The sequence below is a fragment of the Burkholderia sp. A2 genome, assembly GCF_001729305.1.
In the GTDB taxonomy this organism is placed as follows: domain Bacteria; phylum Pseudomonadota; class Gammaproteobacteria; order Burkholderiales; family Burkholderiaceae; genus Burkholderia; species Burkholderia sola.
Genome location: NZ_LZXX01000090.1, coordinates 424,383 through 442,353, shown reverse-complemented (window position 1 = coordinate 442,353; position 17,971 = coordinate 424,383). Strand labels below are relative to the sequence as shown.

At 68.1% G+C, this 17,971-nt stretch carries 14 protein-coding genes; 11 read left to right on the top strand and 3 right to left on the bottom strand.

From position 1 onward, the window contains the following. Window positions 1-103: 103 nt before the first annotated feature. Window positions 104-1,390 carry a DUF445 domain-containing protein gene (locus A9Z05_RS13980; RefSeq protein ID WP_069618588.1) on the top strand — a complete coding sequence of 429 codons (1,287 nt, stop codon included), beginning with the start codon at window positions 104-106 and terminating at the stop codon, window positions 1,388-1,390. A 48-nt stretch (window positions 1,391-1,438) separates the two neighbouring features. Here the strand turns inward: A9Z05_RS13980 and A9Z05_RS13975 are convergent, their stop codons facing one another. Then, the gene (locus A9Z05_RS13975) at window positions 1,439-1,738 is read right to left on the bottom strand and encodes an addiction module antidote protein (protein WP_050017389.1); all 300 of its coding nucleotides are present in this window, start codon (window positions 1,736-1,738) and stop codon (window positions 1,439-1,441) included. Window positions 1,739-1,741: 3 nt separating this feature from the next. Further along, the gene (locus A9Z05_RS13970) at window positions 1,742-2,080 is read right to left on the bottom strand and encodes a type II toxin-antitoxin system RelE/ParE family toxin (protein WP_069618587.1); all 339 of its coding nucleotides are present in this window, start codon (window positions 2,078-2,080) and stop codon (window positions 1,742-1,744) included. Between the two features lie 377 nt (window positions 2,081-2,457). On the opposite strand from A9Z05_RS13970, the gene A9Z05_RS13965 reads away from it, so the two are divergent. The 7 genes from A9Z05_RS13965 to A9Z05_RS13935 all read left to right on the top strand — a co-directional run bounded on the left by A9Z05_RS13965 (window position 2,458) and on the right by A9Z05_RS13935 (window position 12,702). Beyond that, window positions 2,458-4,098, top strand: coding sequence for an acetolactate synthase large subunit (locus A9Z05_RS13965; protein ID WP_069618586.1), 1,641 nt, complete (start codon window positions 2,458-2,460; stop codon window positions 4,096-4,098). Window positions 4,099-4,127: 29 nt separating this feature from the next. After that, a complete protein-coding gene (locus tag A9Z05_RS13960; RefSeq protein WP_069618585.1) occupies window positions 4,128-5,561 on the top strand; it encodes an aldehyde dehydrogenase family protein in 1,434 nt (477 codons plus the stop codon). Between the two features lie 232 nt (window positions 5,562-5,793). Next, complete coding sequence (locus A9Z05_RS13955; protein WP_069618584.1) at window positions 5,794-7,377, top strand: Na+/H+ antiporter; 1,584 nt, start codon at window positions 5,794-5,796, stop codon at window positions 7,375-7,377. 472 nt (window positions 7,378-7,849) lie between these two features. Further along, entirely contained in the window at window positions 7,850-8,983 is a 1,134-nt protein-coding gene (locus A9Z05_RS13950) for a hybrid sensor histidine kinase/response regulator (RefSeq protein WP_069618583.1), read from the top strand. Between the two features lie 124 nt (window positions 8,984-9,107). Further along, on the top strand, window positions 9,108-10,784 hold the full coding sequence (locus tag A9Z05_RS13945) for a methyl-accepting chemotaxis protein (protein ID WP_069618582.1): 1,677 nt from the start codon (window positions 9,108-9,110) through the stop codon (window positions 10,782-10,784). Next, window positions 10,781-11,293 (top strand): chemotaxis protein CheW, encoded by a 513-nt coding sequence (locus A9Z05_RS13940; RefSeq protein WP_069618581.1) that lies wholly within the window; start codon window positions 10,781-10,783, stop codon window positions 11,291-11,293. The genes A9Z05_RS13945 and A9Z05_RS13940 overlap by 4 nt, the downstream gene beginning before the upstream one ends. Continuing rightward, window positions 11,290-12,702 carry a protein-glutamate O-methyltransferase CheR gene (locus A9Z05_RS13935; protein ID WP_069618580.1) on the top strand — a complete coding sequence of 471 codons (1,413 nt, stop codon included), beginning with the start codon at window positions 11,290-11,292 and terminating at the stop codon, window positions 12,700-12,702. The genes A9Z05_RS13940 and A9Z05_RS13935 overlap by 4 nt, the downstream gene beginning before the upstream one ends. A 64-nt stretch (window positions 12,703-12,766) precedes the next feature. On the opposite strand, the gene A9Z05_RS13930 is transcribed toward A9Z05_RS13935, so the two are convergent. After that, complete coding sequence (locus A9Z05_RS13930) at window positions 12,767-13,819, bottom strand: RNA-guided endonuclease TnpB family protein (RefSeq protein WP_069618579.1); 1,053 nt, start codon at window positions 13,817-13,819, stop codon at window positions 12,767-12,769. Between the two features lie 92 nt (window positions 13,820-13,911). Here A9Z05_RS13930 and A9Z05_RS13925 point away from each other — a divergent pair, with 92 nt between their 5' ends. Genes A9Z05_RS13925 through A9Z05_RS13915 form a run of 3 tightly spaced genes read left to right on the top strand, consistent with a single transcriptional unit; the run spans window position 13,912 to window position 17,944 of the window. Then, window positions 13,912-14,616: a chemotaxis protein CheW gene (locus A9Z05_RS13925; protein WP_069618578.1), complete on the top strand. Its 705-nt coding sequence runs from the start codon at window positions 13,912-13,914 to the stop codon at window positions 14,614-14,616. Then, a complete protein-coding gene (locus tag A9Z05_RS13920) occupies window positions 14,613-16,928 on the top strand; it encodes a hybrid sensor histidine kinase/response regulator (RefSeq protein ID WP_069618577.1) in 2,316 nt (771 codons plus the stop codon). Before A9Z05_RS13925 ends, A9Z05_RS13920 begins: the two co-directional genes overlap by 4 nt. Beyond that, window positions 16,925-17,944 (top strand): chemotaxis response regulator protein-glutamate methylesterase, encoded by a 1,020-nt coding sequence (locus A9Z05_RS13915; protein WP_069618576.1) that lies wholly within the window; start codon window positions 16,925-16,927, stop codon window positions 17,942-17,944. Before A9Z05_RS13920 ends, A9Z05_RS13915 begins: the two co-directional genes overlap by 4 nt. Window positions 17,945-17,971: the final 27 nt, after the last annotated feature.

Genomic DNA, 17,971 nt, shown 5'->3' with positions numbered 1-17,971 from the left:
CGCGGGCGGCGCGCATGCGCCGTGCGTGCCCGCGCCGGCTACGGGTTTGTCGGTGGGGGCGAAATCGGGGATATTAACGGCATCGCCGATCCCCCCGCCCTCCATGACGCCAGACAAAGCCCTCGAACTGAAACGAAGCAAACGCCGTGCGCTGTGGCTGCTGCTGGCGGCCGTCGCGGTGTTCGTCACCACCATCCTGCTGCCGCGCGGCCCGTGGGTCGACGGCTTCAAGGCGGTCGCCGAAGCCGCGATGGTCGGTGCGCTCGCCGACTGGTTCGCGGTCGTCGCGCTGTTCCGTCGCGTGCCGATCCCGTTCGTGTCGCGCCACACCGAGATCATTCCGAAGAACAAGGACAAGATCGCCGACAACCTCGCGGTATTCGTGCGCGAGAAATTCCTCGGCCCCGACGCGCTCGCCGCGCAGATCCGCCAGCACGATCCCGCGCAGAAGCTCGGCGCGTGGCTCGGCGAGCCGGCGAACACCGACGCGCTCGGCGGCTACGTGACGAAGCTGATGAGCTTCGCGCTCGACATGACCGACGACGCGCGGATCCAGTCGTTCGTCCACGACGCGTTCCGCGCGGTGATCGACCGGGTCGACCTGTCGCAATCGGCCGGCGCGATCCTCGACACGCTGACGAAGGACGGCCGCCACCAGGCGCTGCTCGACGACGCGATCGAACAGGTGGTCGACGTGCTCGACAAGGAAGAGAACCGCGAGGTGATCGCGGGCTTCATCGTCGAATGGCTGAAGACGCAATACCCGAAGGTCGAGAAGATCATGCCGACGCAGTGGTTCGGCGAAAACGGCGCGCGGATGCTCGCAAGCGCGGTGAGCCGCGTGCTCGAAGGCGTCGCGGCCGACCCCGAGCACGAACTGCGGCAACGCTTCGATCGGACGGTCGTGCGGCTGACCGAGCGGTTGAAGCACGACCCCGCGTTCATCGAGAAGGGCGAGGAGATCAAGCGCTATATTCGCGATGGCGATGCGTTCAACGACTACGTGCGCGATTTGTGGGACCAGTTGCGCGCGTGGCTGAAGGCCGATCTCGCGCGCCCCGATTCGGCGCTGCACCGGCAAGCCGCGACGCTCGGTGGCTGGCTCGGCGCACGGCTCGCGGAGAGCCCGGCGCTGCGTGCGTCGCTGAACGAGCACGTCGAGAAGGCCGTGCACGAGATGGCGCCCGATTTCGCCGATTTCCTGATGCGTCACATTCGCGACACGGTGCGCAACTGGGATGCGCGCGAGATGTCGCGACAGATCGAGCTGAACATCGGCAAGGATCTGCAATACATCCGCATCAACGGCACGCTGGTCGGCGGGCTGATCGGGCTCGGGTTGTATCTGGTGTCGCTCGCGCCGCGCTGGGCGGCCGGGTGGCTGCACTGACGCGGGCACGCGCGTTGCGCCCGCGGCCCGACGCGGTGCGCCGCCGGATTATGCGGCCGCCTTCGCGCCGTGCAATTGCAGGCCGAGCGCCTTGATGACTTTCAGGATCGTGCCGAAGCTCGGATTGCCGTCGTGCGACAGCGCCTTGTACAGCCCTTCGCGCGACAGGCCCGCATCGCGTGCGACCTGCGACATGCCGCGAGCGCGGGCGATCACGCCGAGCGCGTGCGCGATGAAGGCCGGATCGTCGCCGCCCTCCTGCAGGCAGGCGTCGAAGTACTCGGCCATGTCGTCTTCGGTTTTCAGGTGTTCGGCCGAATCCCACGGCCGCGTGTTGATCTTGTCCATCGATCACTCCATGTCGAGGTGCGCGAGCATTGCATGCGCGGCGCGTATGTCGGCCCGTTGCGTCGATTTATCGCCGCCGCAGAGCAGGATGACCCATATCGTTCCGCGCCTCACGTAGTAGACGCGATAGCCGGGGCCGTGGTCGATACGCATTTCGACGACGGGGGAGCCGGCGGATTTCCAGTCGCCCGTATTGCCCATCGACAGGCGGTCGATGCGCGCCTGGATGCGGCGCTTGGCGAGGCGATCGGGCAGGCCGGCAAACCAGGCGTCGAAGACGTCGGTGGTCCGGATGCTGTACGTAGGCGCACAGTAAGGCACGGATTGCATGATGTCAACCATGGTTCACATGTTCGATGAATGGAATCGTCGCGCCTACGGTAGCGCCGCGCGCGTCGTTCGAGGTCGAATTGGCCGTCAGGCCGATCCTGTCGCGAGGCCGGAGCCGGCCATCCGGCCGAAGCCGGAATGCCGCGAATCCGTCTACAATCAAAAGCGTCTTTGCCGCCCGTGCGCGCTTGCCGCGCGCGGGCGAATCCGTTCGTCCTCCGGCATCCCGGGGGCGCCGCCACGCCTCACGCCTCGAGCATCGCGTGTTGCGCGGCGAGCAGTGCCGTGGTCTGTGTCCAGTAGGTAAGGCGTCCGCGTGCCGTAGGCCGGCGCGCGTCCTGAACGCCGCGTGTCCGTAGGCCGGGCAGGCGGCATAACCGAGAGTCCCCATGAAAGCATCGGATCTGTTCGTGAAGGCGCTGGAAGCCGAAGGCGTCGAGTACGTGTTCGGCATTCCAGGCGAAGAAAACCTCGATCTGCTCGAATCGCTGCGGCGATCGAAGATCAAGCTCGTGCTGACCCGGCACGAGCAGGCGGCCGGGTTCATGGCCGCCACCTACGGCCGCCTCACGGGCCGCACCGGCGTGTGTCTCGCGACGCTCGGGCCGGGCGCGACGAACTTCGTGACGGCCGCCGCATATGCACAGCTCGGCGGGATGCCGATGCTGATGATCACCGGGCAGAAGCCGATCAAGTCCAGCAAGCAGGGCCACTTCCAGATCGTCGACGTGGTCGACATGATGCAGCCGCTCACGAAGTTCACGCGGCAGATCGTGTCGATCGGCAACATCCCGTCGGCGGTGCGCGAGGCGTTCCGCCGCGCGGAGGAAGAGCGGCCGGGCGCCGCGCACCTCGAGCTGCCGGAAGACATCGCGCACGAGGAGGGCGACGGCAAGCCGATCCCGCGCAGCTACAGCCGGCGGCCGGTGGCGGAGGAGAAGGCGGTCGCGCACGCGGTCGACGCGATCCAGGCCGCGCGCCATCCGCTGTTGATGATCGGCGCGGGCGGCAATCGCAAGACCACCTGCAAGATGCTGCTCGAATTCGTCGACAAGACGGGCATCCCGTTCTTCACGACGCAGATGGGCAAGGGCGTGATCGACGAGACGCACCCGCTGTGGCTCGGCAACGCGACGCTGTCCGACGGCGACTTCGTGCATCGCGCGATCGAGCACGCGGATTGCATCATCAACGTCGGCCACGACGTGATCGAAAAGCCGCCGTTCTTCATGCGCACCGACGACAAGACCGTGATCCACGTGAACTTCCTCGGCGCGCAGGTCGATCCCGTCTATTTTCCGCAGATCGAGGTGGTCGGCGACATCGCGAACGCGGTGTGGCAGATGAAGGAAGCGGTGACGCCGCAATCGCACTGGGATTTCGAGCGCTTCAGGATGATCAAGGAGCATTTCGACGCGCATCTGCAGAAAGGGCAGCACGACCCGCGTTTTCCGATGTATCCGGTGCGGACCGTCAACGACCTGTACAACGCGTTGCCGGTGGACGGCATCGTCTGCCTCGACAACGGGATGTACAAGATCTGGTTCGCGCGCTACTGGCGTGCGCACGAGCCGAACTCGCTGCTGCTCGACAACGCGCTCGCATCGATGGGCGCGGGCCTGCCGTCGGCGATCGCGACGAAGATCGTGCATCCGCAGCGCAAGGTGATCGCCGTATGCGGCGACGGCGGCTTCATGATGAATTCGCAGGAGCTCGAAACGGCCGTGCGGCTGAAGCTCGACATCGTCGTGATGATCCTGCGCGACGATGCGTTCGGGATGATCCGCTGGAAGCAGGAGAACATGAATTTCCCCGATTTCGCGATGACGCTGCAAAACCCCGATTTCGTGTCGTACGCGCAAAGCTACGGCGCGCACGGGCACCGCGTCGAGTCGGCCGACGATCTCGAGCCGCTGCTGCGCGAGTGCTTCTCGTCGCCGGGCGTGCACGTGATCGACGTGCCGATCGACTACTCGGACAACGAGCGCGTGCTGAATCGCGAGATCAAGCGCCTGTCGGCGCAACTCTGAATTGCCCGTTCACAGGAAGGAGTCGTTCCATGTTGAAGGAAACCTATCCGTACTACCTCGCCAACGAAGCCGTCTACGCGAACACCGATCTGGAGGTGACCGACAAGTTCAGCGGCAAGGTCGCCACGCGCGTCGCGCTCGCCGACGCGAAGGCGATCGATGCGGCGATCGCCGCGGCCGTCGACGCCACGAAGCCGATGCGCGAGATGCCGGCCTACAAGCGGCAGGCCGTGCTCGATCATTGCGTCGCGCGCTTTCGCGAACGTTTCGACGAACTGGCCGAGGCGCTGTGCATCGAGGCCGGCAAGCCGATCAACGATTCGAAGGGCGAAGTCACGCGGCTGATCGATACGTTCCGTGTCGCGTCCGAGGAATCGGTGCGCATCGACGGCGAGATCGTCAACCTCGAGATCTCCGCGCGTGCGCAGGGCTATACGGGCTACACGAAGCGCGTGCCGATCGGCCCGTGCTCGTTCATCTCGCCGTTCAACTTCCCGCTGAACCTCGCCGCGCACAAGGTCGCGCCCGCGCTCGCGGCCGGCTGTCCGTTCGTGCTGAAGCCCGCGAGTCGCACGCCGATCGGCGCGCTGATCATCGGCGAGGTGCTCGCCGAAACCGACCTGCCGAAGGGCGCGTTCTCGGTGCTGCCCGCGCATCGCGACGGCGCCGACCTGTTTACGACCGACGAGCGCTTCAAGCTGCTGTCGTTCACCGGTTCGCCGGCCGTCGGCTGGGCGCTGAAGGAGAAGGCCGGCAAGAAGAAAGTCGTGCTGGAACTGGGCGGCAACGCGGCGGCGATCGTCGATGCGGATCAACGCGACCGGCTCGACTACGTGGTCGAGCGGCTCGCGTTCGGCGCGTACTACCAGTCAGGCCAGAGCTGCATCGGCGTGCAGCGGATCCTCGTGCATGCCGACCTGTACGACGCGCTGCGCGAGAAGCTGATCGCGAAGACGCGTTCGCTGAAGATGGGCGATCCGAAGGATCCGTCGACGTTCGTCGGCCCGATGATCTCCGAATCCGAATCGCGCCGGCTGTCGGGCTGGATGGACGCGGCCGTCGCGGCAGGCGCGAAGATCGTCGCCGGCGGCAAGGTCGACGGCGCGATGTTCGAGGCGACGCTGCTGGAAAACGTCGGGCGCGAGCAGGACCTGTACCGTAAGGAGGCGTTCGGCCCGGTCGCGATCCTCGAGAAATTCGACCGCTTCGACGACGCGCTCGCGCGCGTCAACGACAGCGACTTCGGGCTGCAGGCCGGCGTGTTCACCGATTCGCTCGCGCATGCGCACCGCGCATGGGACGAGCTGGAAGTCGGCGGCGTCGTGATCAACGACGTGCCGTCGTTCCGCGTCGACAACATGCCGTACGGCGGCGTGAAGGATTCCGGTCTCGGCCGCGAAGGCATCCGCTATGCGATCGAGGACATGACCGAGCCGCGGCTGATGGTCGTGCGGCGCCGGTAACGCGCGGCAGGCCGGGCGGCGCCGCGACGGCACGCGGGCGGGCGATCGGGCCGGCCCGCGTGCCGTTTTTTCATGACGGCGCGCGCAGCGGCACGGCGCCGCGCGTGTTCCGCGCGGCGGGCCGCCCGGAACGGGCTCGACTGCGGGTGTCGCGTCGTGATGTAATCGCGCGAAACTGCCGACCGGGGTACGACGCCGGAACGCGCGAATTCATTCTTCACGAGGTCGATTCATGTCCCCCGTCTCGGCATTCAAGCTGGTTCTATTGTCATTCCTCGCGATCGTCGCGCTCGAATGCATCGCGAAGCGGTTGAGGCTGCCGCCCGCCGCCGCGCTGCTGATCGGCGGCATCGGCATCGCGTTCATCCCCGGCCTGCCGCCGGTCAACCTCGATCCCGAGCTGGTGCTGCTGGTGTTCCTGCCGCCGCTGCTGATGGACGGTGCGTACTTTTCCGTGTGGGAAGAGTTCAAGCGCAACGTCGGCGGCATCCTGATGCTGGCGATCGGCGCGGTCGTGTTCACGACATTCGCGGTCGGCTTTGCCGTGCACTGGGTGGTGCCGGCGCTGCCGTGGGCCGCATGCTTCGCGCTAGGCGCGATCGTGTCGCCGCCCGATGCGGTCGCCGCGAAGGCCGTGCTCGAACGGGTCGCGCTGCCGCGCCGGTTGATGGTATTGCTCGAAGGCGAGAGCCTGCTGAACGACGCGGCCGGCCTCGTGCTGTTCCGCTTCGCGGTCGCGGCCGCGCTCACCGGCGCGTTCAGCGTCGAGCATGCGGTCGTTCGTTTCGCGGAACTCGGGCTCGGCGGCGTGGTGGTCGGCTTCGTGGTCGGCAAGCTCGTCGTGTGGTTCCTGAAGCTGCTCGACGACGACTATCTCGTGATCACCGTCGCGGTGATCGCCGGCTGGATCGCGTACATCGCGGGCGAAATGGTCGAGGTGTCGGGCGTGATCGCGACCGTCACGGCCGGCATGATCGTCGGCTGGCATCAGCACGAGGTGTTCTCGGCGGCCGTGCGCACGCGCGGCACCGCGTTCTGGCAGGTCATCGTGTTCCTGCTCGAGGCGATGGTGTTCGTGCTGATCGGGCTGTCGCTGCGCGGTGCGATCCACCGGCTCGGCGGCTTCGAGCAGGTGCTCGGCACGATGGTCCCGCCCGTGCTCGCGGTGCTGGCGGCGGTGATCCTGTCGCGCTTCGTGTGGATCTACGCGGTCGAGGCGCTGAAGTGGCCGGTGCGTGGCCTCGTGCGGCGCGGCGACGCGCCCGACTGGAAGGCCGCGACGATCATGAGCTGGGCCGGGATGCGCGGCGTGGTGACGCTGGCGATCGCACTGTCGCTGCCCGAGGCGCTGCCCGGCCGCGACGTGATCCTGGTCGCGTCGTTCGCGGTGATCCTCGTGACCGTGCTGCTGCAGGGCACCACGATCGGGCCGCTGATCCGGCTGCTGCGCCTGCCGCAGCGCGACGAGCGCGCCGCGCACCATCTGACCGAGCCGCAGACGTGGGCATACGTCGAGGCCGCGCAGCTCGCGGCGATCCAGCCGCTCGTACGCGACGAGCACGGCGTCGTGATCCATCCGCGTCTGCTCGAGCAGTACACGTATCGCGCCGAGCTGACCGAGCGGTCGAAGAACGAGCCCGCGTATCCGGCGGAAGTGCGCATGGCGCACTACGACGTGGTGCTGGCCGCGATCCGGGCCGGGCGTGCCGAACTGTTGCGCCTGCATCGGTCGGGGCGCATCCACGACGAGATGCTGCACACGCTCGAACGCGACCTCGACCTGCAGGAGGTATCCGCGCAGCACGCGCGCGGGTAAGCGGGCCCACGGGCCGGCGTCCTGCCGGCCCTGAAACGCGCGGGTCGAGCGCGTCCGTCGCGCGATTTCTCTTCTCCCAGCTGCCGTTTGCCGCTCTTCGAATCCGGCCCCAATACACGCCCCTGATACGACCCGCCGCCACCCTTGCAGCGCATGCAAACCTCATGGCGCCGGTCTCGCAAACGTTATCGTCCCTCGAATCCGGAAATGATCTGATTTATCTGATTCCGTATCTTTCTGCATATTTGGCAAAACTAAACCGGAAGGAGATAGATGCTGTGTTCTAATTTCATTTAGAATCAGCCGGTTATGTTTATTGAGAGAAAGAATGCGGAGGTAATGTGGTCGTCGACGGGGAAGAAAGCGGCGTCCAAAGCCCCGCGAGGCAATGCCGACAGGCCAAATCGGCGGAATCAGGCGGTTTTTTCAACTGCCAATATAAGATAGCGTCCAAGTCGGATAAACAACTCCCATGAAAGAATCGATTGGAGATTCGGCGTTTGAAACTGTATTTATGAAAGAATCGAGCAGTGATAATGCCTCGGATTGCCTCGAATCGGGCTTATCGGTCCTGCTGGTCGACGACCAGCCGTTCGTCGGCGAGGTGATCCGCCGCGCGCTGCGCAGCGAGCATGACATCGACCTGCACGTGTGCACCGACGCGCACCGGGCGATGGCGGTCGCGCGCGACGTGAAGCCGACGGTCATCCTGCAGGATCTCGTGATGCCGGAGATCGACGGCCTCGATCTCGTGCGTGCCTGGCGCGCGGACCCCCGCACCGCGCGCGTGCCGATCATCGTGCTGTCCGCGAAGGAGGAGCCGATCGTCAAGCGCGAGGCGTTCATCGCCGGCGCGAACGACTATCTGGTGAAGCTCCCCGACGCGATGGAGCTGACCGCACGCATCCGCTATCACTCGAATTCGTACCTGATGTCGCGGCAGCGCGACGAGGCGCTCGATTTCCTGTCGCACGACATGCGTTCGCCGCAGACGTCGATCCTCGCGCTGCTCGACGTCTACCGGGCCGAACACGGCGACATGCCGGCGATCATGGAGCGCATCGCCGGCCATGCACGGCGCGCGCTCGCGCTCGCCGACGGCTTCATCCACCTGACCCGCGCGCAGTCCGAGCGCCGCGCGCACGAGGTCGTGAGTCTCAACGAGATCGTGCTCGACGCCGTCGACCAGCTGTGGGAGAAAGCTGCCGGGCTCGGCTGCCGGGTGAGCGCGTGCGTGCCCGATACCGAGTGCGTGACGATGGGCGACCGCATGATGCTGACGCGCGCGGTCGCGAACCTGATCGACAACGGGCTGAAGTATGGGCCGGCCGGGATGGACGTACATTGCACGCTGACCGGCGAGGACGACGCCTGGCTGATCGGCGTCGAGGATGCCGGCGTCGGCATCGCGCCGGAGCAGCGCACGGCCGCGACCGAGTCGTTCGTGCAGCTCGAATCCGCGCACGGCGCGGCGCGCAGCGGTTTCGGCCTCGGCCTCGCGTTCGTCCGCGCGACGGCGGCGCGGCATCGCGGCCAGATCCTGATGCGCAATACGGCGCGCGGCTTCATGGTCGCACTTCGGCTGCCGGCGCAAGCGGAGCGATGATGTCGCGACGCGGCCTGCCGGCGCCGCGCCGCCCGCGGGACCCCGATGCGCTCGTGGCGCGCCAACCGGCGCGCCAGGCGGGCGCGGATTTTTCAACGCTGAATTTAGAAAGCCCATAACGAACATGGCCACCTTGACGCCCCGCGCGACCAATGAAAGCCTGCATCCGACGATCGGCGCTGCCCGGCTGACGCTCGGCAATCGCATCCTGCTCAGCTTCGGCCTGCTGTTCGTGCTGATGCTGGTGACCGCCGGCGTGTCGTACGAGCGACTGCGCGCGATCAACGCCGAAGCCGTCAGCATCGAGCGCGACTCGGTGCCCGGCGTCTACCTTGCGTCGTCGCTGCGCGGCGCGGTCAACGAGTCGTTCACGCTGCTGCAGCGCGGGATCTTCGTCGACACCGAGCCCGACGCCGCGCAGCGCGATCTCGCGAAGATCGCCGACGCGCTGAAGGAGATCGAGTCGCTGTCGGTGGACTACCAGAACACGACGTTTCGCGACGACGACCGGCAGCGCTTCATGGCGTTCCGCGGCGCGTACGATCACTACGTGCCGTTGCTGAACGAAGCAGTGCAGAACAGCCGCGCATCGCACGGCGAGGCGGTCGCCGCGTACGCGAAAGCGCTGCCCGCATGGACCGAGGTCGTGCGCAACGCGAACGTGCTGGTGCAGGAGAACCGCAAGTTCGCGGAGCAGTCCGCGAAGCTGATCCGCGAATCCGTGCAGGACACCGAGATCGTGCTCGCGACCGCGCTGGCGTTCATGCTGCTGTCCGCGCTCGGGCTCGGCTACATGCTGTACCGCTCGGTGACCGTGCCGATGGCGCGGCTCGTCGAGGTGCACGACGTGATGCGCACCGGCAACCTGACACATCGCCTCGATCTGCGCCGCCGCGACGAATTCGGCACGCTCGAGACCGGCTTCAACCGGATGGCCGATGAGCTGACCGAGCTGGTTTCGCGCGCGCAGCAGTCGTCGCTGCAGGTGACGACGTCGGTGGCCGAAATCGCGGCGACGTCGCGCGAGCAGCAGGCGACCGCGAACGAGACCGCGGCGACGACGACCGAGATCGGCGCGACGTCGCGCGAGATCTTCGCGACGTCGCGCGACCTGCTGCGCACGATGAACGAGGTGGCCGGCGTGGCCGAGCAGTCGGCGACGCTCGCGGGCGTGAGCCAGAGCGGGCTCACGCGGATGGGCGAGACGATGCGCAGCGTGATGGACGCGGCCGGCTCGGTGAACGCGAAGCTCGCGATCCTCAACGAGAAGGCGCTGAACATCAACCAGGTGGTCGCGACGATCACCAAGGTGGCCGACCAGACCAACCTGCTGTCGCTGAACGCGGCGATCGAGGCCGAGAAGGCCGGCGAGTACGGCCGCGGTTTCGCGGTCGTCGCGACCGAGATCCGCCGCCTGGCCGACCAGACGGCCGTCGCGACCTACGACATCGAGCAGACGGTGAAGGAAATCCAGTCGGCCGTGTCGGCGGGCGTGATGGGGATGGACAAGTTCTCCGAGGAAGTGCGCCGCGGGATGCTCGACGTGCAGCAGGTGGGCGGCCAGCTGTCGCAGATCATCGCCGAGGTGCAGACGCTCGCGCCGCGCTTCCAGATGGTCAACGAAGGGATGCAGACGCAGGCGAACGGCGCCGAGCAGATCACGCAGGCGCTGTCGCAACTGTCGGAAGCCGCGCAGCAGACGGCCGAGTCGCTGCGCCAGTCGTCGCAGGCGATCGACGACCTGACGCTCGTCGCGAACCAGTTGCGCACCAGCGTGTCGCGCTTCAAGGTCGACGCGTGACGCGCGCCGATCCGCAGAACGGCGCGCACGCGCTGTTCCTGATGTTCGAGCTCGACGGCGAGCGCTATGCGCTCGACGCGGCCGGCATCGACGAGGTGCTGCCGCTCGCCGTCATGAAGGCGGTTCCCGGCGCGCCCGACTGGATCGCCGGGCTGCTGATGCGCGGCGGCCAGCCGGTGCCGGTGATCGACGTGCCGATGCTGGCGCTCGGGCGGCGCGCGCAGGCGCTGCGCTCGACGCGGCTCGTGATGGTCCGCCATCGCTCCGGTCACGCCGATGGCGAGCGCACGATCGGCCTGATCGTCGAGCGCGCGACGCAGACGATGCGGATCGACCGCACGGCATTCCGCGCCAGCGGCGTCTCGACCGCGCGCACGCGCTGGCTCGGGCGGGTCGCGAACACGCCCGAGGGCGTCGTGCAGCAACTGTCGGTGTCCGACCTGATCGACGACGTGGCACGCCTGTATCTGTTCGACGGCCTGTCGGGCCACGGGGAGGAGTTCGCATGAACGCGTCCGAATCGCGCTTTCGCGACTGGTTGCTGCGCGAGACCGGCATCGACGCCGATTCGCTCGGCAACGATTTCCTGATGCGGGCGCTGACGGATCGCGTGCATGCGTTGCGGGCGGACGGCGAGCGCGTGCCGTCGGCCGCGCGGCCGCCCGTCACGCCGGAAGCGCTCGACGCGTACTGGCAGCAACTCAACGCGTCGGCCGACGAACGGCGCGCGCTGATCGAGCTGTTCGTCGTCCCGGAAACGTGGTTCTTCCGCGACCGCGAGGCCTTCGCGACGCTCGCGCGGCAGGCCGCCGAACGGCTCGCCGCGATGCCCGGCCGCGTGATCCGCGTGCTGAGCGCGCCGTGCTCGACGGGCGAGGAGCCGTATTCGGCGGCGATGGCGTTGCTGGATGCGGGGCTCGAGCCGGCGAGCTTCGCGATCGACGCGATCGACCTCAGCGCGCGCGCGATCGAACAGGCGCGGCTCGGCTGTTACGGGCGCAATGCGTTCCGCGGGACCGCGATGGAGTTCCGTACGCGGTATTTCACGCCGACCCGCGACGGCTGGCTGCTCGACGAGCGCGTGCGCGCGCGCGTGCAGTTCAGTCACGCGAACCTCGTCGAACCGGTCGCCGATAACGGCATTCGCTACGACTTCGTGTTCTGCCGCAACGTGCTGATCTATTTCGACCGCGATGCGCAGGATCGCGTGATCCGCTCGCTCGACGCGCGTCTTGCCGACGACGGCATGCTGTTCGTCGGGCCGGCGGAGACGGGCGTCGCGATGCGGCACGGGATGCGCTCGGCGCGCGTGCCGCTGGCGTTCGCGTTTCATCGCGAGCCGGCGGGCGCGGCGGCCGATGCATGCGCGGCCCGGCCGGTTGTGCCGCTGTCCGCGGCACCGGACCGGCGCGCGGAGCGCTTCACGGTCGCGCCGCTCGCCGCGCCGCGCCCGGTGGTGGCCGTCGCGCCGCCGGGCTGGCTCGGCGACGGGCGCCAGCCGTTCGCGGCGGCGCCGGCCGTGCAGGCTGCCGCAGTCGACGCGCGGGCCTCTCTGGCGGCGGCGACCGCCGTGGCGGCCGCCCCGGCCTACGACGGGATCGCGCCGACGATCGACGATGCGCCGACGCTGGAGGATGCGCAGGCCCTGGCGAACGCGGGCGCGTTCGACGAGGCCGAGCGCGTGCTCGCGCAGTTCTCGGCGCGCGTCGGCCCGCATGCCGACGCGTTCTACCTGAACGGACTGATCGCGGATGCGCGCGGCCGCGCCGCGGAAGCGAGCGACTTCTACCGGAAGGCGCTGTACCTGCGCCCTACGCATCACGAGGCGCTGACGCATCTCGCGACGCTGCTCGACGTCGGCGGCGATCGCGCGGGCGCGCAATGGCTGCTCGAACGCGCCCGGCGTTCGGCCGGCTGACACGACGACGGGAAATGGGACCGACACCGCGATGACCAGAGGAACCCTTGACGTCCTCCTCCGCCTAAAGGCGGAAGATTCCCACGCCTGGCGATGCACGTCCGCATCGGAGAATGTTCAGCGCAGCGTTGGTATCTCGATCATGCTCGACACCACAGTCACTGCAGGTCCACTCTCTTATTCTCAGTCCCGCGATAACTTTCGGCCGCGTTGTGCTGTCTTTCGACCCGCACGACGAACAGGACTGGGTAGAACCGCTTTCATCGACTTCATCGAACGTGACTCCGTGCGCCATCGCTTTGTAACGGAGCTTGTTTCGGAAGGACGACCAGGACGCGTCGTAGACGCTCTTCGCCATCCTGGTTCTGGCGAGCTTCGCGGCCGACACGTTGCCGACCGCGATGTAATCGAAGCGCCGCACCAGATCGAGCGCGAGCTTGTGTTGGAAATCGGCACGGGCGTTCGTCACTTTGGCGTGCAACTTCGCGATATGCCGCCTGTGTTTTCGCGCCCGTTGCGCTTTCGCGAGTTTCTCGGCCGCGCATCGACCGAACCGATCGTTAGGGAGCTTCTCGCCGGTCGAAAGTGTGGTGAAGTCTTTCAAGCCGAGATCGATGCCGACGCCGGAACGGATCGGTCGGGCCTGAACATCGGGTATCTCGATCACGATGTTGAGAAACCAGTTGCCACGCGCATCCTGCGCAAAGTTGGTTCCATCCCTGATCTTGCCTTCGGGAAGCGGTCGGCTGTTGAACACGCGAAACGTGTTGCCAGCGAAACGGAACGCGTCACCCTCGCGCTTCAGGTCACGGCCCTTCAGCGGCACCCAGCCCAGCGATTTCCTACCGCGATAGCGCAGGTAGGGCCGACGGTGCTGGCTGCGCGACTTCGCGTATTGCTCGCACGTCGCGTTGACCGTGCCGGAATGGATGCCAAGCGCCTTGCTACTCCCCGTCGTCAGCACGTTCAGATCGAATCCCGTCGGCCACTTCTTGCGCCACTTGAGCGCGTGCTTCTGCGTGTCGTTGCAGAAGTTCCAGACGTAGTTCACCGCACGGCTCTGCTTGTTAAGCAGTCCGTTGAGCGATTTCACCCGGTAGCGATAGACAAGGATCATGCCGGTGATCCTAACCCGTGGCAGAAGCTGCCTGTCAACAGCACGCCTTTCCTTCCCGCCATCAATGGCGGGGTCTCTCGGAGAAAATTCTGATGAACCGCGCCGCTGCCACTGACGACGCGACGCTCGACGTCGACGATTGCTGGAACCGGATCGGCACGCGCGGCGACCGCTCGTGCGAGCGGTTGAACGACTGCCTGCGCTGCCTGAACTGCCCGGTCTACGCGTCGCACGCGGCGAAGCTGCTCGAGCGTCCGCTCGACGTGGCCGAGATGGCGGACGTCACGCGCCGGATGAGCGCGTTCGGCACGGCGCGCGCGGGCGACGACGACGGCGATACGCGCCATGCGGCGCTCGCGTTCCGGGTGGCCGACGAATGGCTCGCGCTGCCGATCGGCGTGCTGCGCGAGATCGCCGGCACGCGCCCGATCCATTCGCTGCCGCATCGTCGCCATTCTGCCGTGCGCGGCGTGGTCAACATCCGCGGCACGCTGCGCATCGCGATCTCGATCGGCGCGCTGCTCGGCCTCGATGCCGGCAAGGCCGGCCGCGGCGGTGGTGACGGCCGGTTCACGCGGCTGCTGGTGGCCGCGCACCAGGGCGAACCGGTCGTGTTTCCGGTCGACGAGGTCGAGGGCGTGCTGCGCTTCGGCGCGTCCGACTGGGTACCGGTGCCGGCGACGGTCGGACGCGCGAGCGCCGGCCTGTCGCGCGGCGTGCTGTCGTGGCGCGGCAAGTCGGTGGGCCTGCTCGACGACGATCGTCTGTTCGACGCCGTGACACGGAGCATGCGATGAGCGGCGATGACGACCTGAGCCACCTGTCGCTGCTCGAGCTGTATCGCGAGGAGACGCGCACGCAGACGCAGGCGCTGTCGGAGCGGCTGCTCGCGCTCGAATCGGGCGAGCCCGATTCCGTCGCACTCGAAGCGTGCATGCGCGCCGCGCACTCGCTGAAGGGCGCCGCGCGGATCGTCGGCGTGCCGCTCGGCGTCGAGATCGCCGGGCGGATGGAGGAATGCTTCGTCGCCGCGCAGGCCGGCACGATCGCGCTGACGGCCACGCACGTCGACGTGCTGCTGGCCGGCGTCGACTTGCTGGTGCGCGTCGGCGATCCGCAGGGGCAGCCCGTGTCGCAGGCCGAGATCGACGTGTTCGCGGCGGCGCTGACGGGCGCCGACGGCGCGCAGACGATGCAGGCGCCGGCCGCCGTGCCGCCGCCGGTGCCGATGCCGCCGTCGTTCGTGCCGTATCGCGATCACGACGGCGCCGCGAACGAGCCGGTCGGTGCGGGTGCCGCGGTGCCGCCGCTCGCCGTGTCGAGCCCGGTGCCCGATCCGGTCCAGGCCGGCCGCGTGGCGGGCGCCGGCGCGATGCGCCGCGTGCGCGCCGATACGCTGAACCGGCTGCTGAGCCTGTCCGGCGAATCGCTGGTCGAATCGCGCTGGCTCAAGCCGTTCGCCGAATCGATGCTGCGCGTGAAGCGCGCGCAGCGCGACGCGGCCCGTTCGCTCGACCTGATGGTCGAGCAGTTCGCCGACGAGCTCGACGCCGGCATGCTGGCGTCGATGAACGAAGTGCGGCACATGCTCAACGACCTGCAGCGCTCGCTCGCCGAGCGGATGGACGAATTCGACCGCTTCGAGCGGCGCAGCACGCATATCGCCGAGCAGCTGTACGACGAGGCGCTGCAATGCCGGATGCGGCCGTTCGGCGACGCGACGCGCGCGTATCCGCGCATCGTCCGCGATCTCGCGCGCTCGCTCGGCAAGCAGGTGCGTTTCTCGATCGTCGGCGAAGGCACGCAGGTCGATCGCGACATCCTCGACCTGCTCGACGCGCCGCTCGGCCACCTGCTGCGCAACGCGATCGACCATGGCGTCGATTCGCCCGACGCGCGGCAGGCGCGCGGCAAGCCGGCCGAGGCGAGCGTCACGCTCGAGGCGCGCCACAGCGCCGGCTCGCTGCTCGTCAGCGTGATCGACGACGGGCCGGGCGTCGACATGGACGCACTGCGCGCGGCCGTCGTGCGCCAGCGCCTGACCGACGACGAGACGGCCGCGCGGCTGTCCGACCCCGAACTGCTCGAGTTCCTGCTGCTGCCGGGCTTCTCGATGCGCGATGCGGTGACCGACGTATCGGGGCGCGGCGTCGGCCTCGACGCGGTGCAGGAGATGGTGCGCGGCGTGCGCGGCGCGGTGCGGATCTTCAACGAGCCGGGCGCCGGCATGCGCTTCGTGCTGCAGTTGCCGCTCACGCTGTCGGTGATTCGCAGCCTGCTCGTCGAGGTCGGCGGCGAGCCGTACGCGTTCCCGCTCGCGCATGTGCGCCGCACGCTCGAACTCGCGCACGACGATATCGACGTGCTCGAAGGGCAGCCGCATTTTCCGTTCGACGGCCGGCGTGCGGGCCTCGTCGCCGCGCACCAGTTGCTCGACGCGGGCGAACCCGACGTGGCCCGCGCCAGCACGGCGGTCGTGGTCGTCGGCGCCGAACCCGAGCTGTACGGCGTCGCGGTCGACCGCTTTCTCGGCGAACGGATGCTCGTCGTGCAGCCGCTCGACAGCCGCCTGCACAAGATCCAGAACATCGCGGCCGGCGCGTTGCTCGAGAACGGCGACCCGGTGCTGATCGTCGACGTCGAGGACCTGATCCGCTCGGTCGACAAGCTCGTGCGCGGCGGTCAGCTCGCGCGGCTCACGCGCGATCCGCAGCTCGCGCTGGCCGACCGGCGCCGCCGCGTGCTCGTCGTCGACGATTCGCTGACGGTGCGCGAGCTCGAACGCAAGCTGCTGGAAAAGCGCGGCTACGACGTGACGGTCGCGGTCGACGGGATGGAAGGATGGAACGCGGTGCGCAGCGATGCGTTCGATCTCGTCGTGACCGACGTCGACATGCCGCGCATGGACGGGATCGAACTCGTCACGCTGATCAAGGGTGACCCGATGCTCAAGCGCGTGCCGGTGATGATCGTGTCGTACAAGGATCGCGACGAGGATCGCCGCCGCGGGCTCGACGCCGGCGCCGACTACTACCTCGCGAAGAGCAGCTTCCACGATGAAGCGCTGCTCGACGCCGTGCACGACCTGATCGGGGACGCGCGAGGATGAACATCGGCATCGTCAACGACCTGCCGCTGGCCGTGGAGGCGCTGCGCCGCGTGATCGCGCTGCGCGCGGACCATCGCGTGCTGTGGGTGGCGACCGACGGTGACGAGGCGGTGGATTTCTGCGTCGCGCAGCCGCCCGACGTCGTGCTGATGGATCTCGTGATGCCGAAGGTCGACGGCGTCGCCGCGACGCGCCGGATCATGGCGCGCGCGCCGTGCGCGATCCTGATCGTGACGGCGAGCGTCAGCGCGAACACGTCGTCGGTGTACGAGGCGATGGGCGCCGGCGCGCTCGACGCGGTCGACACGCCGACGCTCGCGCTCGGGCTGTCGACCGACGCGTCGCCTCAGGCGCTGCTCGCGAAGATCGACCAGATCGGCCGGCTGCTCGAAAGCCGCAGCGCGGCGCTCGTGCCGCCGGGGCCGACGCCCGCGCGCGGACAACCGACGCTCGTCGCGATCGGTGCGTCGGCGGGCGGGCCGACCGCGCTCACCGCGCTGCTGCGCGCGCTGCCGGCGGATTTCCCGGCCGCGATCGTGATCGTCCAGCACGTCGACCAGGCCTTCGCGCATGGCATGGCCGAATGGCTCGACGGCTATACGCGGCTGCCGGTGCGCGTCGCGCGGCAGGGCAGCATGCCGGAAGCCGGCACGGTGCTGCTCGCGGCGACCAACGACCATCTGATGCTGTCGCCGCGCGGCGTGCTCGGCTATACGCGGCATCCGGTCGAAACGCCGTACCGGCCGTCGATCGACGTGTTCTTCAACAGCGTCGCGGACGGCTGGCAGGGCGAGGCGCTCGGCGTGCTGCTGACGGGCATGGGGCGCGACGGCGCGCTCGGCCTGAAGGCGATGCGGGCGAAGGGTTGCTACACGATCGCGCAGGATGAAGCGACCAGCGCCGTGTACGGGATGCCGAAGGCGGCCGCGGCGGTTGGCGCGGCGTCGGCGATCCTGCCGCTCGAGCAGATCGCGCCGCAGTTGACCGCGCGGATCGCGCTCGCGCCGCGCGACTGACCGCGCGTCGGGCAGAGGCGATCGCTG

What these genes read in the sequence shown, in the direction of transcription:
- A9Z05_RS13980 (WP_069618588.1), top strand. Translation starts at nt 104, where the DNA reads ATGACGCCAGACAAAGCCCTCGAACTGAAACGAAGCAAACGCCGTGCG.
- A9Z05_RS13975 (WP_050017389.1), bottom strand. Translation starts at nt 1,738, where the DNA reads ATGGACAAGATCAACACGCGGCCGTGGGATTCGGCCGAACACCTGAAA.
- A9Z05_RS13970 (WP_069618587.1), bottom strand. Translation starts at nt 2,080, where the DNA reads ATGGTTGACATCATGCAATCCGTGCCTTACTGTGCGCCTACGTACAGC.
- A9Z05_RS13965 (WP_069618586.1), top strand. Translation starts at nt 2,458, where the DNA reads ATGAAAGCATCGGATCTGTTCGTGAAGGCGCTGGAAGCCGAAGGCGTC.
- A9Z05_RS13960 (WP_069618585.1), top strand. Translation starts at nt 4,128, where the DNA reads ATGTTGAAGGAAACCTATCCGTACTACCTCGCCAACGAAGCCGTCTAC.
- A9Z05_RS13955 (WP_069618584.1), top strand. Translation starts at nt 5,794, where the DNA reads ATGTCCCCCGTCTCGGCATTCAAGCTGGTTCTATTGTCATTCCTCGCG.
- A9Z05_RS13950 (WP_069618583.1), top strand. Translation starts at nt 7,850, where the DNA reads ATGAAAGAATCGATTGGAGATTCGGCGTTTGAAACTGTATTTATGAAA.
- A9Z05_RS13945 (WP_069618582.1), top strand. Translation starts at nt 9,108, where the DNA reads ATGGCCACCTTGACGCCCCGCGCGACCAATGAAAGCCTGCATCCGACG.
- A9Z05_RS13935 (WP_069618580.1), top strand. Translation starts at nt 11,290, where the DNA reads ATGAACGCGTCCGAATCGCGCTTTCGCGACTGGTTGCTGCGCGAGACC.
- A9Z05_RS13930 (WP_069618579.1), bottom strand. Translation starts at nt 13,819, where the DNA reads ATGATCCTTGTCTATCGCTACCGGGTGAAATCGCTCAACGGACTGCTT.
- A9Z05_RS13925 (WP_069618578.1), top strand. Translation starts at nt 13,912, where the DNA reads ATGAACCGCGCCGCTGCCACTGACGACGCGACGCTCGACGTCGACGAT.
- A9Z05_RS13920 (WP_069618577.1), top strand. Translation starts at nt 14,613, where the DNA reads ATGAGCGGCGATGACGACCTGAGCCACCTGTCGCTGCTCGAGCTGTAT.
- A9Z05_RS13915 (WP_069618576.1), top strand. Translation starts at nt 16,925, where the DNA reads ATGAACATCGGCATCGTCAACGACCTGCCGCTGGCCGTGGAGGCGCTG.